The sequence below is a fragment of the Sphingomonas sp. 179-I 2A4 NHS genome (assembly GCF_045369135.1).
In the GTDB taxonomy this organism is placed as follows: domain Bacteria; phylum Pseudomonadota; class Alphaproteobacteria; order Sphingomonadales; family Sphingomonadaceae; genus Sphingomonas.
In genome coordinates, this window is sequence record NZ_JBIQFL010000001.1 from 644,872 (window position 1) to 660,134 (window position 15,263).

Genomic DNA, 15,263 nt, shown 5'->3' on the forward strand with positions numbered 1-15,263 from the left:
TTACTGCTTTGCTGCACAGATCGTCGGCGATGGACGATCTGCTGCAGGAATTCATCGCGGAAACACGCGAAACGCTGGCCGCACTGTCGGGCGAGATCGTCGCCTGGGAGAGCGATCCAGCGGATCGCGCGCGGCTGGATGCGATCTTCCGCTTCGTCCACACCGTGAAGGGGAGTTGCGGGTTCCTCGATCTGCCGCGCCTTGCGCGATTGAGCCACGCCGCCGAGGACGTGCTGCAAAGCTTCCGCTCGGGCGAGCGGGTGCCCGATCCGCAGCTGGTGAACGCGGTATTGGCGATCGTCGACCGTATCGGCGAGATCGTCGAGGCGATCGATGCCGGCGCGGCGCTGGACGATTCGACCGAGGATCTGCTGCTTGCCGCCCTTCATGGTCAGGCTGCACCGGCCTCTGCCCCGTCAGCCGCCCCAATCTCCGGCGCTCCGCGCGCGCCGACGCGCAGCATCCGCCTGTCGGTGGATCTGCTCGACCGGATGATGAACGGCGTGTCCGAAATGGTGCTGGCGCGCAACGAGCTGGCGCGGCGGCTGCGCGAAGCGGCGGACCCCACGCTGGAATCGGCGATCGACCGCCTCTCGCTGACGGTGGCCGAGCTTCGCGACACGGTGACGCGCACGCGGATGCAGGCGATCGATTCGCTGTTCAGTGCCGTCCCGCGGCTGGTGCGTGACACCGCAGCCTCGCTGGGCAAGAAGGTGGTCCTGTCGATCGATGGTTCGGACGTCGAGCTCGATCGCGAGATGATCGAGCTGCTGCGCGATCCGCTGGTCCATATCGTCCGCAACGCGCTCGACCACGGGATCGAATCGCCTGAGGAGCGACGGCGCGCGGGAAAGTCCGAAACGGGCCGTTTGTCGATCGTCGCGCGCCAGTCCGGCAACCGTATCTTCGTCGAGATCGCGGACGACGGAAAGGGCATCGATACAGCCCGGCTGGTGGAAAGACGGATCGCGCAGGAACCGGCGCGCGCGGCGGAGTTCAACGCGCTGACTGAACGCGCGCGGCTGGACCTCATCTTCGAGCCCGGCCTGACGACGCGCGAGGAAGTGACCGCATTGTCCGGCCGGGGCGTTGGCATGGACGTGGTACGCACCAACGTCGAGCAGACCGGCGGATCGATCCGGCTCGATAATCGCCGCGGCCGGGGCCTCACCACCACGATCGAGGTGCCGCTGACGCTGGCGATCGTGTCGGTCGTGCTGATCGAGGTGGGCGGCCATTGCTACGCCGTGCCGCGGCAAGCGGTCGAGGAGATCGTCGCAGCGAGTTCATCGGCGGTGCGGATCGACCGCGTAGGCGATAGCGCCCTGGCCACGGTGCGCGGGCGGCGACTGCCGCTGGTGGTCCTGGGTGATGTGCTGGGGCAGGGCGATCGCGCGGCGCCGATGCTGATGATCGTGACTTTGCCGGGCGGGATGTTCGCGCTGGCGGTGGACGCGGTGACCGATACACAGGAACTGGTGGTGAAGCCGGTGGCGCCGGCGGTGATGGCGGCCGGCATCTATGCCGGGCAGATGCTGCCGGATACCGGCCGGCCGCTATTGCTGATCGACTGCGCCGGCGTGGCCGCTGCCGCTGGCGTGTCCTTCGAGCGGGTGGTCGACGTCGAACCGGAGGCCGAAGAGGCGGCGCCGGAAGGAACCGCCGCCTTGCTGTTCGAGGGGCTGGATGGGGCGCGTCGCGCGGTTGCGCTTTCCGCGATTGATCATATCGAAACGGTGGAGCGGGAAGCGCTGCGAGAGGCGGGTGGGCGGCGCTGGGTGCTGGGCCGGGAAGGCATGGTGCCGCTGTTGCGGGGCGAGGCGCCGCCGGCGGGCAACGACAAATTGTCGATGCTGCTGCTCAGCCACGGCGGCGAGCAGTGGGGATATCTGGTCCGTTGCGCGATTGATATCGCGACGCTCACGGGGGAATTGCTGCCCGCCCACGGCGCGCGGGCAGTGATCGGCGTCGCCGTGATCGACGGTGAGCCGGTCGAAGTGGTGGAACCGCTACGGCTGATGGCAAATGCCGCGACGAACAGCGGAGCGCCGCCGATCTGCCTTCTCAAGGGCGCGGAGACTGGCTGGATGGAGGCGTTCCTCCGGCCCACGATCGAGGCCGCAGGCTATCGCGTCGCGCATTCGCTGGAGCCCGGCGAAACCGCGGCGATCACCTTTTCCACCGACGAGGATGCACTTGCCGACGCCAATGTGATCCAGCTGGCGCGTGATGCCGCCACCGGGCGGCCGCGGATCGATCTCGAACTGATCGCCGGAGCGTTAAGCGTGGCGAGCAAGGCAGGGTCGGGCCGATGAGCACGCTCCACTTGCTGGCCCACGTCGGCGGCCGCGCCATTGCCGTACCGTGCGAAGCGGTGGATTCCGTGGTGGACGTGACGTCGATCGTGCCGGCGCCGCGTGCGCACCCGGCCGTGCGCGGGCTTGCAGCCCTCCGCAGCCGTGTCGTTACCGTGATCGATACCTGGCAGGTCCTTGGCCTGCCGCCCGGCCCGGATGATGCGGAACGCGCGATCCTGACCATCGTCGACGGGCATCACCATGCGGTGCTGGTCGATTCGCTGGAGGACGTCGCGCCGCTGGAGGTCGAGCCGCTTCCCGGGGGCCTGGCGCTCGGCCGGCGCTGGGCCGCGGTGACCATCGGGGCGGCGGAGCGCGATGGCGAACCGCTGCTCGTGATCGATCTCGTCCGATTGGTCGGCACGCTCGCCGCGGCAGATTAACGCCGTCCTTACCCTTCGTGGGTAGAAACGATCGCCATACAGATAGTTGCGGGGTTAGCGTCATGAAGTCGTGTCTGGTCGTGGACGACTCGAAGGTGATCCGAAAGGTGGCCCGGCACATTCTGGAGGGGCTCGACTTCACCGTCGCCGAGGCAGCCGATGGGCGCGAGGCACTGGAGAGCTGCATCGCCAGCCCGCCCGATGTGATCCTGCTCGATTGGAACATGCCGGTGATGAGCGGCATGGATTTCCTTCGCGCGCTTCGCGAAACGCCGCTCGGCTCGCGCCCCAAGGTGGTGTTCTGCACCACCGAGAACGGCATGGCTCATATCCGCGCCGCGATCGAAGCGGGTGCCGATGAATATGTCATGAAGCCGTTTGACCGCGAGACGCTGGAAAGCAAGCTCCAGATCGTCGGCGTCGCCTGACACCGCAGTTGGCCTCAGTGGCTGCCCCTCCGCCCGCAAGCGTGTTCGCACCGGCGGATCACGCGCCGCAGCGGCTGCTGATCGTCGACGATTCGACGGTAGCGCGCGCGGTGCTGACCCGCATCGCGACGGAGGCCGGCGGCAGCATAGTGGTGGGGGCAGTGCCGGACGTGGGCCGTGCGCTCGACGTCCTGGCCCGCAAACGTGTCGACGTCATCCTGCTCGACCTTGAGATGCCGGGCGTCGACGGGCTGACTGGGCTTCCTGCCCTGATTGCCACGGGACAGGGAGCCCGCGTGCTGGTCGTGTCTTCGGCGGCGGGTGACGGCGCGGCCGCCACCGTGCAGGCGCTGGCGCTCGGCGCCGCCGATACGCTGGTGAAACCTGGCGGCAGCATGTCTTCCAGTCAGTTCGCACGCAATCTGGTCGAGAAACTGATCCGGCTGGGCGAGCGGAGCGTTGTGGCACCTCGCGCCGTCACGCCGGCGAGCCTGCCGGAGCGCGACATCGATCTCGTTGCCATCGGGGCTTCTACCGGCGGCATTCATGCGCTCATGCATCTGTTTCAGGCGGTTCCGGCCTCGTTCCGCGCCCCGATCGTGGTGACGCAGCATCTGCCCCCGGCGTTCGTCCCGTTCTTCGTGGGCCAGCTTTCGGCCGCGACCGGCCGGCCCTGCGAGGTGGCGCGCGATCGGATGGCGCTTCGTGACGGCACGATCGTAGTGGCGCCGGGAGACGCGCATGTTGTCGCTGTTCGCTTGCCGCGCGGGCGCGCCGCGATCCGGCTGTCGCGTGAGCCGGTAGCGAACGGCAACATGCCCTCCGTCGATCCGATGTTCTCGTCCTTCGCCGAATGTTTCGGCCCCCGTTTGTTGGCGGTGGTGCTGAGCGGGATGGGCCGGGACGGGCTTGAAGGCGCGGGCAGGGTGCGCGCCGCGGGGGGACGAGTGGTGGTGCAGGACGAGACGAGTTCGGTGGTCTGGGGCATGCCGGGCGCCGTGGCTGCCGCAGGCCTTGCCGATGCCATCATGCCACCCGGGCAGATCGGCAGCCTCATCGCCGCCGCCGCCGGGCGTCCGGACGCATGACCGCGCCCCAGACGCTGGGCGCAAACGACGCCAGTCCGGGCGCGGTGAACGTGCTCGCCGCGCTGCTCGAGGCGCGCACCGGGCAGCGCATCGCGGCGAACCGAACGTGGCGGATCGACACCGCGCTGCGGCCGATCGCCGCGGAGCGCGGGGCGACAACGATTGACGATCTTGTCCGGCTGGTGCTCGACGGCAGCAGCCCGGAACTTGCGGATCGGGTGGTCGACGCTCTCCTCAACCAGGAGACTTCCTTCTTTCGCGACGCCCAGGCGATCGCAGGTGCGGCGGAGGCGATCGCTTCGCTTGATCGTTCAAACCCGCGCATCTGGTGCGCGGGCTGCGCCACGGGGCAGGAGCCTTTGTCGCTCGCCATGGCATTCGCCGAACGCGGCGGGCCGTTGCCGGAGATCGTCGCCACTGACGTTTCAGCCGCCGCGATCGGCCGGGCGCGGACTGGGCGCTTTTCCCAGTTCGAGATCCAGCGCGGCCTGCCGGTACGGCAGATGCTCCAATGGTTCGAGCAGGACGGCAACGACTGGGTGGCGCGCAACGACTTGCTGCGGCGTATCACCTTTCGGCGGCAAAACCTGGTTGCCGATCCCGCGCCGGGGCAGTTTGATGCGGTGCTGTGTCGCAACGTCCTTTTCTATCTGGCGCCAGACCTGCGTGCGAAGGTGCTTGATACATTCGCTGCCTGCCTGCGCCCCCACGGCATCCTCATGCTGGGGGCCGGCGAAACGGTGATCGGTCAATCGAACCGGTTCGTGCCGAGCAAGCGGCTGCGCGGCTTCTATGAGGTGGCCGGGCCCGGGGACGTTCCGCCGGCGTATGCCGCGCACTGACCGGCGCGCTCCGGGCCTCGTCATGCTGGCCGAGGCGGCAAGGGCGCGATAGGACGGTTCCCGTGACCTATCGCATCGCTCGCGCCGAGGACCATCAATGACGCTGATCGAGGCACCGTCGCCCAATTTCGATGACCGGACGCTGCCGATCACGATGATCGTGCTGCACTATACCGGCATGGTCGACGGCGAATCCGCCATCGCCCGTCTGCGCGATCCGGGGGCAAAGGTTTCATCGCACTATGTGGTTGCGGAGGATGGCACCGTGCTTCGCCTGGTGCCCGAGGACAAGCGCGCCTGGCATGCCGGCCAATCACACTGGCGCGACGTGGATGACGTGAATTCCGCGTCGATCGGGATCGAGATCGTCAATCCCGGCCACGAGTTCGGGTATCGGCCGTTCCCGGACGAGCAGATCGAGGCGGTGATCCGCCTGGTCCACGACATCAAGGACCGGTACCAGATCACGCGCGGTAACATCGTCGGCCATTCCGACATCGCACCAGCCCGCAAGCGCGATCCGGGTGAGCTGTTTCCCTGGGGCAAACTCGCCCGGCTGCGCCTTGCCCTGCCGCGGCCGACCAAGAACCTGATGGACCCGATGTGGAGCGAGGCGGGTTTCCTGCTGGCGCTGGAACGCTTCGGTTATGACGTGACCGACAAGATCGCCGCGATCATCGCCTTCCAGCGCCGCTTCCGCCCTGAGCTGGTCGATGGCGAGATCGACGCCGAGTGCCGCATGATCCTGCTCGCGCTGCTGCTGCCCAAGCCGCAGGGGGATGAGTGACTGGACGCCTGGCGCGCTCGATGCGGCCACCGGGGTTTAATTCCGCTTAACCGTTGCACTGGCATACCCCCCGATCGACGGGGAAGAGCCTGAATGTTGAACATCTTATGGTCGGACGTTGTCGGGGCGCTGTTCGGCGCCGTTGTCCTGCTTGCCGCCTGTGTCGTGATCGAGATCGTGGCGGGCACTGAGCGGCTCCGACTTCGTGATCGCGCAACGGGCGCCATGCTTGTCCTAATCGGGTCCGCCTTAGCTCCCGTGATCAGCTGGCCATTGCAGAAATTGTGGTTCGCGCTGGACCTTGGCCACATTGTTGTTCCGCTGTGGCCAGCGCTCGAGCCCTTAGGGGTGGTCGGCTACGGCATTGCGGTCGCATGTTTCGTGCTGTTGATGGATTTCCTGCGCTACTGGCGGCATCGCGCGGAGCATCGCTGGTTCTGGAGCATCCACAAGGTTCATCACTCGCCGACCGAACTCCACGCCGCCAATTCGATCGGGCACCCACTTCAGGTGATCCCGGATTTCCTCTTCGTCTCATTGCCCTTGAGCCTCTTCCAGTTTCCGGGAGCAGAGGTTCCCCTAGTCATCGGCTTCGTGGTGAGCTTTCTGTCGGTCCATATCCATTCCCCGGTGCGCATTCACTTTGGCCCGTTCCGCCGCATCGTGGTGGACAACCGCTTTCACCGCATCCACCATTCGGTGGAAGAACGTCATTTCGACCGTAATTTCGGCATCTGCTTCAGCTTCTGGGACGCGATGTTCGGAACCGTGCATTGGCCGAAACGTGGCGAATGGCCGGATGTCGGCGTCCAAGGAGAAAGGTTTCCTGAAACCGTGGCAGAGTTTCTCGCGATGCCATTCGCCAAAGCGCAGGGGATCGCTCTCGCGCCAAAGGAGAACGCGATCGATAGCGTTTCCCTGAACGGCTTCGCCGTTTCAAAGGCGCCAGAATCACGCTGATCACGATCGTTCCTTGCTCGCTGCCATCAAGAGTTTCTGGAAATCTCGGGAGTGTTAGGGCAGCTTGCTCCGATGCGCGCGACTTGGCTCGTCTTGGCTGGCGGGGTGGCGATCCTGATGATCGGGGCCGCTATTCTTTCATCGTCGCGGCAAGATGCGCCGATTGGCGACAATGCGAGCACGATCAAGGTCGTTCGAGTTAAGCCCGGCGCTGCCGCCACCGGTGTTGCGCCGATGCGAGACGGCTCTGTCCTGGCGGCGCAGCCGAACGGCGCCGCGCCGGCGCTGAACGAACTTGTCCCGCGGGGTCCGGCGATGGAAGCGGCCTTGCCGCCGCCGGGGATCGATCCACGCACGCTCTACACCAAGATCCGCAGCCAGCCGCGGGACAGGGAATGGGCAACGCGATCGGAACGGGCGATCGGTGCGGCGCTCGCCGCCATCCCGAACCTGGGCGGGAACGAGCAGGTGCGGGTCAGCTGCGCCGCTACCTTGTGCGAGGTGACCGGGGGTTTCGCGCCTGGGCTTGGACAGGAACAGGAGAATGCAGCGGCGCTTGCGCTTCAGGGCGGGTCGTTCCACGAGGCTCTCGCCCCCTTCGGCCTCGAGCCTTATGCGGGGCACTTCGGCGCCGCCGAGCGAGGCAGTCGTTACAGTCTCTACTTCCGGCGCAAGCCTGAGCGATGAGGGGCGCTTCCGGCTCGCACAAACAGGCGGCAATTGCATTTGCCCGCGCCCCCGCTACAGCCCGCCATACATCAGAGGGCCGGGCGGCCGCGTCATGCGTTCTCGCATGCCGAGGAAAGTCCGGGCTCCATGGAACAACGGTGGCGGGTAACGCCCGCCGGGGGTGACCTCAGGGAAAGTGCCACAGAGAGCAGACCGCCCAATCTTCGGATGAAGGCTTCGGCCAGGCAAGGGTGAAAGGGTGCGGTAAAAGCGCACCGCGCTTCCGGTAACGGCAGCGGCATGGCAAACCCCACCGGGAGCAAAACCGAATAGGGGCGGCATAGGGGCGTGTTCCCGCCCGTCGCCCGGGTTGGTTGCTTGAGCGTGCCGGCAACGGTTCGCCTAGATGAATGGTCGCCCATCCCGGCAACGGGTGGACAGAACCCGGCTTACAGGCCCTCTGGTGTCACCTTTAACCGCGGCCGATCAGTCGCTAGATGGTGGGCAATGGCCCGCTCTACCCGTTCGAACGATTGGGGATTTCCCCGCTGGCGACCTTATGGTGCGGCGCGCGAGGCGACGAAGGTTCGGCTGTGCGACCGCCATGGCTGCGAGGAACCCGGCGATTGCCCCGCGCCGAAATCGCCCAACAGCCCGGAGCGCTGGTATTTCTGCCAGGCCCATGCGGCGGAATACAACCGCGGCTGGAATTACTTCGAAGGGCTGGATGCCGAGGAAGCGGCGGCACGCGAGCGCGACGAGCGGCGCGATGCATCGGGCTACGAACAGTCGCGTCACCATGGCTGGGCCGGCCCGGGCGACGGATCGCGATCGCGTGACGAGATGCGCGCGCTCGAGGTGCTGGAACTGGAGAGCGACGCGACGTTCGAGGACGTGCGCACCGCGTGGCGGCGGCTGGCGAAATCGAACCATCCCGATGTCCGCCCAGGCGATGCCGAGGCGGCGAAGCGCTTCCAGGGTATCCAGGCGGCCTATGAAGTGCTGCGCGCCGCCGAGGAGCGACGGAGCTGGAAGCCGGCGTGAAGCGTGCGCGTTCGCACTGGACCGGCGCCATCCTGGTGTGCGGCAAATGTTCGAAGAAGATCGATGGCGGTTTCGGGCCCAAGGGGCATACCCGCCTCGCAAAGGCACTGCGCGGGGAGCCGGGTTTCGGCAAGGGGCGCAAGGCGGACATCGGCGTGGTCGAGACGAGGTGCCTTGGCATCTGCCCTAAAGCTGCCGTGACCGTGGTGGATAGTCGGCGCCCCGGTGAATGGCTGGTGGTGCCGGAAGGGGCGGACGTGGCGGAGCTTGCCCGCAGCTTCCGGGAAGGCCCGGACTCACCCGGGGATGGAGGAGCATCATGACGATCGCATCAATGCGCGCCGCCGCTGCCGCCCTCGTGCTGGCGGGTGTCGGGGCCGGCGCGGTCATGCTCGCGTCCCCCGCCGCAGCGCAGCGAGCGCAGGGCTGGGAAGGCATCTGGCGCAACAATGCCGACAGCGTGCGCATCCGCGTCGCGAGATGCGGACAGGGGCTGTGCGGCACGGTCGTCCAGGCAAGCGAGAAGGCAAAGGCGGATGCCGCCGCCGGCGGCACCGATCGGCTGATCGGCACGCAGCTGTTCCACGATTTCCGCCGCGAGGATGACGGCTTGTGGTACGGTCAGGTCTATGTGCCCGATATCGACAAGACCTTTGACGGGACGATCGAGCAGGTCGATCGCGACACGATCGTCGGCACGGGCTGTCTGTTCGCCAATTTCGGCTGCAAATCGCAGACGTGGCGCCGCGTGCGCTGAATGATCCATTTGTCGGTTGCGATCGGGCGCTTCGTGGAGGCGCTGTTCTACGCCATCCTGCGGGTCGCCGGGGCGATCACCGGGGTGGTGCTTGGCGTCGCCCTGATTGGGTTGGTGCTGTTCCTGATCGCGCGCTGGGCGATCGCCCGCGGCCGGGCGCGGACCAGAGGTCAATGATCGCCACGCCTGCCTGGCCACCGCGCTCGACACCGCGGCTGTTCGTCGATCAGCGGCTCGATGTCGGGCCGCTGCGCATCGATGGACCTGCGGCGCATTATCTCGCTGGCGTGATGCGGGTGAAGCCGGGCGATCCGGTGCGGCTGTTCGATGATCGCACGGGAGAATGGCTGGCCATCGTCGCCGCTGCCGGCAAGCGCGACCTGACGCTCGACATCACGCAGAAGCTTGCCGAGCGTGAGGCGGTGCCCGACCTGTGGCTGCTTGCCGCACCGCTGAAGAAGGGCCGGGTCGACTGGATGGCGGAAAAGGCGTGCGAGCTGGGCGTCGCGCGTCTGGTGCCGGTGCTGACGCATCGCACCGTGGTCGACAAGCCGAAGGTCGATCGGCTGCGCGCGCACATGATCGAGGCGGCCGAGCAATGCGGGCGAACCGCGCTGCCGCAGGTAGCGGAGCCGGTGAAGCTAACCGCGCTGCTGCGCGACTGGCCGGCCGATCGCGCGCTGTACTTCGCCGACGAGCTTGGCGGCGCGCCTGCGCGCGAGGCGATGAAGCCTGGGCCGGCGGCGATCCTGATCGGCCCCGAGGGCGGCTTCGATGACGGCGAACGCGCCGCGATCCGGGCGCTTCCCCAGGCACTTGGCATATCCCTTGGACCTCGTATTCTGCGGGCGGACACAGCGGCCGCCGCAGCCATCGCGATCTGGATGGCGGTGGCCGGTGACTGGAGGGGGAATGATGAGGGTGCACCTTAGCCTCGTTGCCGCGGCGCTCGTCACGCTGCCGATTTCGGTGGTAGCGCAGGATGCGCCTTCCCAATCCCCCGCGCCCGCGACCGGCGGCAAGGACATCGTCGTTACCGCGCGTGAGCGGACGGTGATTGACCAGTTCGTGCAGAACCTCACGGACCCGGCGCGCAGCGACCAGGTGCCGCGATGGGACCTGCCATTGTGCACCGGGATCGTGGGGCTGGCGCCGAAACATGCGGTCGTGTTGAACGGACGGATCGAGGAGACCGCCCGCGCCATCGGCTACCCCGTCGGGAAAGAAGGATGCCGCCCAAATGCCGTCGTGCTGGTGACGCGCAACCCCGAGGAAATCGCCGCTCGTCTGCGGTCCCGCTATCCACGAACGCTGGGGCAGGAGGGGCGCGCGCGGTTGAGGCACTTCGCCGACACAACGCAGCCCGTTCGCTGGATCAGCCAGGTGGCGGAATTGCCGTTCGATGGTAGCCCGGTGAAGGATGCCAACGGTCTTGCGAACGGCGCCGGGCGCGCGATCGGCGTCGGCAGGCTTTCGGGCTCGCGGTTGCAGAAGAGCACGCGCACGGTGCTGGACAACATGCTGGTCATCGTCGACGCGGAGCGGCTTGCTGGCCTCTCGCTGAGGCAGATCGGCGACTATCTTGCGATGGTGGTGCTGGCCCGCCCGCCGCTTGAGGCAAACGCGCCGGAGGGTTCGATCCTGTCGGTGTTCGACCAGGGCTCAAGCGTCGCCGGCCTGAGCGACAACGACCGCGCCTTCCTGCGCGCACTTTATGCCGCACCCGATAGCGTATCGGCCCAGGTCCAGCGGTCCGCCATGCGCAAGGCGATGGAGCGCTAAACGAGCGCTCTAGCCGCCGCCTTCATCCCCGATTAAGGGCGCGCCATGACGACGAAGACAGTTTCGGATAGCAACTCGCCCGTGATCGAGTCGCGTGATCAGCTGATTGCCAGCTTCGCGCGGGGCGAGAAGCCGAAAGACCGCTGGCGGATCGGCACCGAACACGAGAAATTCGTCTACGCCCGGTCGGATCATCATGCGCCCAGCTGGGACGAGCCCGGTGGCATTCGCGCGTTGCTGACCGAACTGCAGCAGCATGGCTGGAAGCCGGTGGAGGAAAACGGCAGCCTCATTGCTTTGACCGGTGCGGACGGATCGGTCAGCCTGGAGCCGGCTGGGCAGTTTGAGCTTTCCGGTGCGCCGCTCGATAACCTGCATCAGACCTGCGCTGAAACCGGCCGCCACCTCGATCAGGTGAAGGCGGCGGGGGACAAGCTCGGCATCAGTTTCCTTGGCCTCGGCATGTGGCCGGACAAGACCCGCGGCGAGCTGCCGATCATGCCGAAGGGCCGCTACGCCATCATGCTGCGCCACATGCCGCGCGTCGGCACGATGGGGCTCGACATGATGCTGCGTACCTGCACGATCCAGGTGAACCTCGATTACGCGACCGAAGCGGACATGGTGCAGAAGTTCCGCGTCGGCCTGGCACTCCAGCCGCTTGCCACCGCGCTCTTCGCCAATTCGCCGTTCACCGAAGGCAAGCCCAACGGTTATCTCAGTTACCGTAGCCACATCTGGTCGGATACCGATCCGGCGCGCACGGGCATGCTGCCCTTCGTGTTCGAGGAGGGCTTCGGCTACGAGCGCTACGCCGAGTACATGCTCGATGTGCCGATGTACTTCGTCTATCGGGACGGCAAATATATCGACGCCGCAGGACTGAGCTTCCGCGATTTCCTGAAGGGTGAACTGTCCGTCCTGCCCGGTGAGCTGCCGACGCTCGACGACTGGAACGACCATCTGTCGACCGCCTTCCCGGAAGTGCGGCTGAAGACCTTCCTTGAGATGCGCGGCGCCGACGGCGGCCCCTGGGGGCGGATCTGCGCGCTGCCGGCCTTGTGGGTGGGCCTCCTCTACGATCAGGGCGCGCTCGACGCGGCGTGGGATCTGGTGAAGCATTGGTCGATGGAAGCGCGCCAGGCATTGCGCGATTTGGTGCCGAAGCTGGGCCTCGACGCGCCGGTGCCGGGGCGCGGCACGCTGCGTGATATCGCGGGCGAGGTGCTCGACATCGCGGGGCGCGGCCTTGCGGCGCGCGCGCGGCTGAGTGCATCGGGTGACGACGAGACGGGCTTCCTCAATCCGCTGCGCGAGATCGTCCGCACCGGCAAGGTGCCGGCGCAGGATCTGCTCGATCGCTACCACGGCGTGTGGGGCGGCGACGTCTCGAAGGTGTATGAGGAGCTGAGCTTCTGAGGGTCGCTGGCCAAGGGGCCCGGGCCCCGGGCGAACGGCGTTGGTGAGCCGCCGGCCCCGGCGAATCGGCCTCCTCGGAGGCTCGTTCAACCCGGCCCATACCGGTCATCGCGGCATCAGCCTGGCGGCGATCGAGGCGCTTGGGCTGGACGAGATGTGGTGGCTGGTATCCCCCGGCAATCCGCTGAAGCCTGCCGTTGGCATGGCGCCGCTCTCCGCACGGCTCGCCTCCGCGCGGCGCATGGCCCGTGCCGCGCGCATCCGGCCGACCGACATCGAGGCGCGGCTCGGCACCCGCTACACCGTCGATACGCTGGCGGCGCTGGTGCGCCGCTATCCCCGTCACCGTTTCATCTGGGTGATGGGGGCTGACAACCTGCAGCAATTCGATCGCTGGCGGGCATGGCGGCGGATCGCGCGCACGGTGCCGATTGCAGTGATCGCGCGGCCAGGCTATGATGGCATTGCCCGCGCGGCACCCGCGATGGGTTGGCTGCGGCGCTTCCAGAGGCCCGCAAGCCAGGCGAAGAACTGGACCGAGTGGAGTGTGCCAGCCCTGGTGCTGCTACGTTTCCGCCCTGACCCGACATCCGCGACGCAGCTGCGCGCCGCAGATCCTGCCTGGCATCAACGCTATACGCTTCCCATATCTGCAGCCAAACCTTCCACCCAGGAGTGAACTTGCCCGCTTCCGCCAACGCCTATCGATCCCCTGACGCTGACAGCGTCGCGGCATTGCATAAGCTTGTCCTCGACAGCCTGGACGATGATCAGGCCGCCGATACCATCTCGATCCCGCTCGCGGGCAAGTCGTCGATCGCTGATCACATGGTGATCGCGAGCGGCCGCTCGACCCGTCAGGTCGCCTCCATGGCCCAAAAGCTCGCCGAGAAGATCAAGGGCGAGACCGGCAAGTCGCCGCGGATCGAGGGCCTGCCGACGGCGGACTGGGTGCTGATCGACGCCGGCGACGTGATCGTCCACCTGTTCCGTCCCGAGGTGCGCTCCTTCTACAATCTGGAGCGCATGTGGTCGTTCGGCGACGCGCCGGCTGCGCCATCGCCCGGGAACGCCTGACCTGATCCTTCACATCGTCGCGCGCGGGCGGATCGGCCGATCGCCCGAGGCGGAGCTCGTCGATCGCTACCTGAAGCGGATCAACTGGCCGACCCGCGTGAGCGAATTGCCCGACCGGGGCGGCAAGGTGCCCGAAATGGCGCCGGGCACCCGGCGGGTGATGCTGGACGAGACGGGGAAGCTTCTCTCCTCGGTCGAGTTTGCGCGGGTGCTGGAGCGGTGGCGCGACGACGGCGTGCGCGAGGCGCGCTTCATGATCGGGGCCGCCGATGGCTTCGACGACGAAGAACGTGCCGGGGCTGATCTCCTGCTGTCATTCGGCCGCGCCACGTGGCCGCACATGCTGGCGCGTGCGATGCTGGCGGAACAATTGTTCCGCGCCACCTCCATCCTTGCCAATCACCCTTATCATCGCGAAGGCTGACGCCGGATGGGGCGGTGGGCGACAGCGATGCTTGTGGCAGCGGCGGTGCCGCTCGCCAGTGCCACCGCTGCGCCTGATCCTCTGGCCATCCAACGCGAGCGGCTGACCGCGGCCAAGGCCGATGCGCGCGCCGCCGCGACACGCGCTGTCGAGCTCCAGCGCCGCGCCGACGAGGAACGCGACGCGGCCCGCAAGGCACGAACCGAGGAAGCGGCGGTCGCAGCCCGGATCAGGCGGGCGCAGGCGGATATCGACGCCGCGCGCGCCCGCGTCGCCATCGTCGAAGCGCTGCTCGCGCGGCAACGCGCCGAACTCGGCGCCCGGCAGGAGCCGATCGCACGGCTGATGGCCGCCATCACCTCGCTTGCCCGCCGGCCGGCAACGGCGACGATCGTGCAGCCCGGTTCCATCAGTGATCTCGTCCACGTCCGCGCTGTGCTCGGCAGCGCCCTGCCGGCGGTACGGGAACGAACCGCGGGCCTGCGGGCTGATCTGGCCCGTACGCGTGCATTGCAGGCCAGTGCCACGCTGGCGGAAGAGAGCCTGGCGCAAGGCCGCCGATCGCTCGTCGCTGAGCGGCAGAAGCTCGCGGCGCTCCGCACCCGTCACGCAGATGCGGCGGTGCGGCTCGATCGCGACGCGCTGGTGCAGTCGGACCGGGCGATCGCAATGGGGGAAGCGGCGCGCGACATCGTCGATCGCATGGCGGCACTGGGCGAAACACAGGCGACGCTGGAGGAGTTGTCGGGGCTCGCCGGCCCCCCGCGGTCCGATCCGGCGATATCGAATACGCCCCCCGCATATCGCCTGCCGGTGACGGGGCGCCTCGTGACGGGCTTCGGCGAGATATCGGACAATGGCGTGCGCGCGCGCGGCCTTACTTTTGCCGTCCCCGGCAATACTGCGGTCAACGCGCCAGCGGCGGGCCGGGTGATCTTCGCGCGTCCGTTTCGCCGCTTCGGCACGGTCGTGATTATCGATCATGGCGCCGGCTGGACGACGCTGCTTGCCGGGCTGGGGGGCACCGCTGTCGGGCGCGGCGCATCCGTCAAGGCGGGGCAGGTGATCGGGCGTTCGGTGAGGAGCGGAGACGCGGAAGTGACGGTCGAGCTTCGCCGCCGCGGCCGGCCGGTGGATGCCGCCGCGCTGATGAGCTGAACGTGCGCTCTACGGTTTCGATTGCCCGCCCACTCATTTGCGGTTCACCTCGCCTACTGCTTTGCTCGACCTCGTGAAAACCGCTACA

Annotated in this window: 19 protein-coding genes and 1 other RNA gene; all 20 read left to right on the forward strand. The window is 67.4% G+C overall.

Annotated elements, in window-relative coordinates; genetic code table 11:
* The first annotated feature begins 29 nt into the window (after nucleotides 1-29).
* Nucleotides 30-2,315 carry a chemotaxis protein CheA gene (locus ACH0CP_RS02935; protein WP_294442881.1) on the forward strand — a complete coding sequence of 762 codons (2,286 nt, stop codon included), beginning with the start codon at nucleotides 30-32 and terminating at the stop codon, nucleotides 2,313-2,315.
* Complete coding sequence (locus ACH0CP_RS02940; RefSeq protein ID WP_294442880.1) at nucleotides 2,312-2,740, forward strand: chemotaxis protein CheW; 429 nt, start codon at nucleotides 2,312-2,314, stop codon at nucleotides 2,738-2,740. Before ACH0CP_RS02935 ends, ACH0CP_RS02940 begins: the two co-directional genes overlap by 4 nt.
* Nucleotides 2,741-2,802: 62 nt before the next feature.
* Nucleotides 2,803-3,168, forward strand: coding sequence for a response regulator (locus ACH0CP_RS02945; RefSeq protein ID WP_294442878.1), 366 nt, complete (start codon nucleotides 2,803-2,805; stop codon nucleotides 3,166-3,168).
* A gap of 17 nt (nucleotides 3,169-3,185) precedes the next feature.
* Nucleotides 3,186-4,256, forward strand: a complete 1,071-nt coding sequence (locus ACH0CP_RS02950; RefSeq protein ID WP_406875363.1) for a chemotaxis protein CheB — start codon at nucleotides 3,186-3,188, stop codon at nucleotides 4,254-4,256.
* Nucleotides 4,253-5,098, forward strand: a complete 846-nt coding sequence (locus ACH0CP_RS02955) for a protein-glutamate O-methyltransferase CheR (RefSeq protein ID WP_294442876.1) — start codon at nucleotides 4,253-4,255, stop codon at nucleotides 5,096-5,098. The genes ACH0CP_RS02950 and ACH0CP_RS02955 overlap by 4 nt, the downstream gene beginning before the upstream one ends.
* Nucleotides 5,099-5,195: 97 nt before the next feature.
* Nucleotides 5,196-5,885 carry an N-acetylmuramoyl-L-alanine amidase gene (locus ACH0CP_RS02960; protein WP_294442875.1) on the forward strand — a complete coding sequence of 230 codons (690 nt, stop codon included), beginning with the start codon at nucleotides 5,196-5,198 and terminating at the stop codon, nucleotides 5,883-5,885.
* A 93-nt stretch (nucleotides 5,886-5,978) separates the two neighbouring features.
* Nucleotides 5,979-6,845 carry a sterol desaturase family protein gene (locus tag ACH0CP_RS02965; protein ID WP_294442874.1) on the forward strand — a complete coding sequence of 289 codons (867 nt, stop codon included), beginning with the start codon at nucleotides 5,979-5,981 and terminating at the stop codon, nucleotides 6,843-6,845.
* Nucleotides 6,846-6,917: 72 nt separating this feature from the next.
* Entirely contained in the window at nucleotides 6,918-7,532 is a 615-nt protein-coding gene (locus ACH0CP_RS02970; protein ID WP_294442873.1) for a hypothetical protein, read from the forward strand.
* 71 nt (nucleotides 7,533-7,603) lie between these two features.
* Nucleotides 7,604-7,982: RNase P RNA component class A (rnpB, locus tag ACH0CP_RS02975), an RNA gene on the forward strand.
* Nucleotides 7,983-8,021: 39 nt separating this feature from the next.
* Nucleotides 8,022-8,558 carry a J domain-containing protein gene (locus ACH0CP_RS02980; protein ID WP_294442872.1) on the forward strand — a complete coding sequence of 179 codons (537 nt, stop codon included), beginning with the start codon at nucleotides 8,022-8,024 and terminating at the stop codon, nucleotides 8,556-8,558.
* Complete coding sequence (locus ACH0CP_RS02985) at nucleotides 8,555-8,881, forward strand: (2Fe-2S) ferredoxin domain-containing protein (RefSeq protein ID WP_294442871.1); 327 nt, start codon at nucleotides 8,555-8,557, stop codon at nucleotides 8,879-8,881. Before ACH0CP_RS02980 ends, ACH0CP_RS02985 begins: the two co-directional genes overlap by 4 nt.
* Complete coding sequence (locus ACH0CP_RS02990; protein ID WP_294442870.1) at nucleotides 8,878-9,315, forward strand: DUF2147 domain-containing protein; 438 nt, start codon at nucleotides 8,878-8,880, stop codon at nucleotides 9,313-9,315. Before ACH0CP_RS02985 ends, ACH0CP_RS02990 begins: the two co-directional genes overlap by 4 nt.
* Complete coding sequence (locus tag ACH0CP_RS02995; protein WP_294442869.1) at nucleotides 9,316-9,492, forward strand: hypothetical protein; 177 nt, start codon at nucleotides 9,316-9,318, stop codon at nucleotides 9,490-9,492.
* On the forward strand, nucleotides 9,489-10,247 hold the full coding sequence (locus ACH0CP_RS03000) for a 16S rRNA (uracil(1498)-N(3))-methyltransferase (RefSeq protein WP_294442868.1): 759 nt from the start codon (nucleotides 9,489-9,491) through the stop codon (nucleotides 10,245-10,247). Before ACH0CP_RS02995 ends, ACH0CP_RS03000 begins: the two co-directional genes overlap by 4 nt.
* Nucleotides 10,231-11,097 carry a hypothetical protein gene (locus ACH0CP_RS03005; RefSeq protein ID WP_294442867.1) on the forward strand — a complete coding sequence of 289 codons (867 nt, stop codon included), beginning with the start codon at nucleotides 10,231-10,233 and terminating at the stop codon, nucleotides 11,095-11,097. The genes ACH0CP_RS03000 and ACH0CP_RS03005 overlap by 17 nt, the downstream gene beginning before the upstream one ends.
* 45 nt (nucleotides 11,098-11,142) lie before the next feature.
* Nucleotides 11,143-12,516 (forward strand): glutamate--cysteine ligase, encoded by a 1,374-nt coding sequence (locus ACH0CP_RS03010; protein ID WP_294442865.1) that lies wholly within the window; start codon nucleotides 11,143-11,145, stop codon nucleotides 12,514-12,516.
* A 43-nt stretch (nucleotides 12,517-12,559) separates the two neighbouring features.
* Nucleotides 12,560-13,195, forward strand: coding sequence for a nicotinate-nucleotide adenylyltransferase (locus ACH0CP_RS03015; protein WP_294442864.1), 636 nt, complete (start codon nucleotides 12,560-12,562; stop codon nucleotides 13,193-13,195).
* Nucleotides 13,192-13,593 carry a ribosome silencing factor gene (rsfS, locus tag ACH0CP_RS03020; protein WP_406875362.1) on the forward strand — a complete coding sequence of 134 codons (402 nt, stop codon included), beginning with the start codon at nucleotides 13,192-13,194 and terminating at the stop codon, nucleotides 13,591-13,593. Before ACH0CP_RS03015 ends, rsfS begins: the two co-directional genes overlap by 4 nt.
* A 1-nt stretch (nucleotide 13,594) precedes the next feature.
* Nucleotides 13,595-14,017 (forward strand): 23S rRNA (pseudouridine(1915)-N(3))-methyltransferase RlmH, encoded by a 423-nt coding sequence (locus tag ACH0CP_RS03025; protein ID WP_294442931.1) that lies wholly within the window; start codon nucleotides 13,595-13,597, stop codon nucleotides 14,015-14,017.
* A 27-nt stretch (nucleotides 14,018-14,044) separates the two neighbouring features.
* Nucleotides 14,045-15,175: a murein hydrolase activator EnvC family protein gene (locus ACH0CP_RS03030; RefSeq protein WP_406875361.1), complete on the forward strand. Its 1,131-nt coding sequence runs from the start codon at nucleotides 14,045-14,047 to the stop codon at nucleotides 15,173-15,175.
* The last annotated feature ends 88 nt before the right edge of the window (nucleotides 15,176-15,263 follow it).

Excerpts from the sequence above, each read along its gene's own strand:
- ACH0CP_RS03005 (WP_294442867.1), top strand. The coding sequence starts at position 10,231 with ATGAGGGTGCACCTTAGCCTCGTTGCCGCGGCGCTCGTCACGCTGCCG.
- ACH0CP_RS02980 (WP_294442872.1), top strand. The coding sequence starts at position 8,022 with ATGGCCCGCTCTACCCGTTCGAACGATTGGGGATTTCCCCGCTGGCGA.
- ACH0CP_RS02935 (WP_294442881.1), top strand. The coding sequence starts at position 30 with ATGGACGATCTGCTGCAGGAATTCATCGCGGAAACACGCGAAACGCTG.
- ACH0CP_RS02960 (WP_294442875.1), top strand. The coding sequence starts at position 5,196 with ATGACGCTGATCGAGGCACCGTCGCCCAATTTCGATGACCGGACGCTG.
- ACH0CP_RS02945 (WP_294442878.1), top strand. The coding sequence starts at position 2,803 with ATGAAGTCGTGTCTGGTCGTGGACGACTCGAAGGTGATCCGAAAGGTG.
- ACH0CP_RS03030 (WP_406875361.1), top strand. The coding sequence starts at position 14,045 with ATGCTTGTGGCAGCGGCGGTGCCGCTCGCCAGTGCCACCGCTGCGCCT.
- ACH0CP_RS03010 (WP_294442865.1), top strand. The coding sequence starts at position 11,143 with ATGACGACGAAGACAGTTTCGGATAGCAACTCGCCCGTGATCGAGTCG.
- ACH0CP_RS02940 (WP_294442880.1), top strand. The coding sequence starts at position 2,312 with ATGAGCACGCTCCACTTGCTGGCCCACGTCGGCGGCCGCGCCATTGCC.
- ACH0CP_RS02965 (WP_294442874.1), top strand. The coding sequence starts at position 5,979 with ATGTTGAACATCTTATGGTCGGACGTTGTCGGGGCGCTGTTCGGCGCC.
- ACH0CP_RS02970 (WP_294442873.1), top strand. The coding sequence starts at position 6,918 with ATGCGCGCGACTTGGCTCGTCTTGGCTGGCGGGGTGGCGATCCTGATG.
- ACH0CP_RS02955 (WP_294442876.1), top strand. The coding sequence starts at position 4,253 with ATGACCGCGCCCCAGACGCTGGGCGCAAACGACGCCAGTCCGGGCGCG.
- ACH0CP_RS03000 (WP_294442868.1), top strand. The coding sequence starts at position 9,489 with ATGATCGCCACGCCTGCCTGGCCACCGCGCTCGACACCGCGGCTGTTC.
- ACH0CP_RS02995 (WP_294442869.1), top strand. The coding sequence starts at position 9,316 with ATGATCCATTTGTCGGTTGCGATCGGGCGCTTCGTGGAGGCGCTGTTC.
- ACH0CP_RS02990 (WP_294442870.1), top strand. The coding sequence starts at position 8,878 with ATGACGATCGCATCAATGCGCGCCGCCGCTGCCGCCCTCGTGCTGGCG.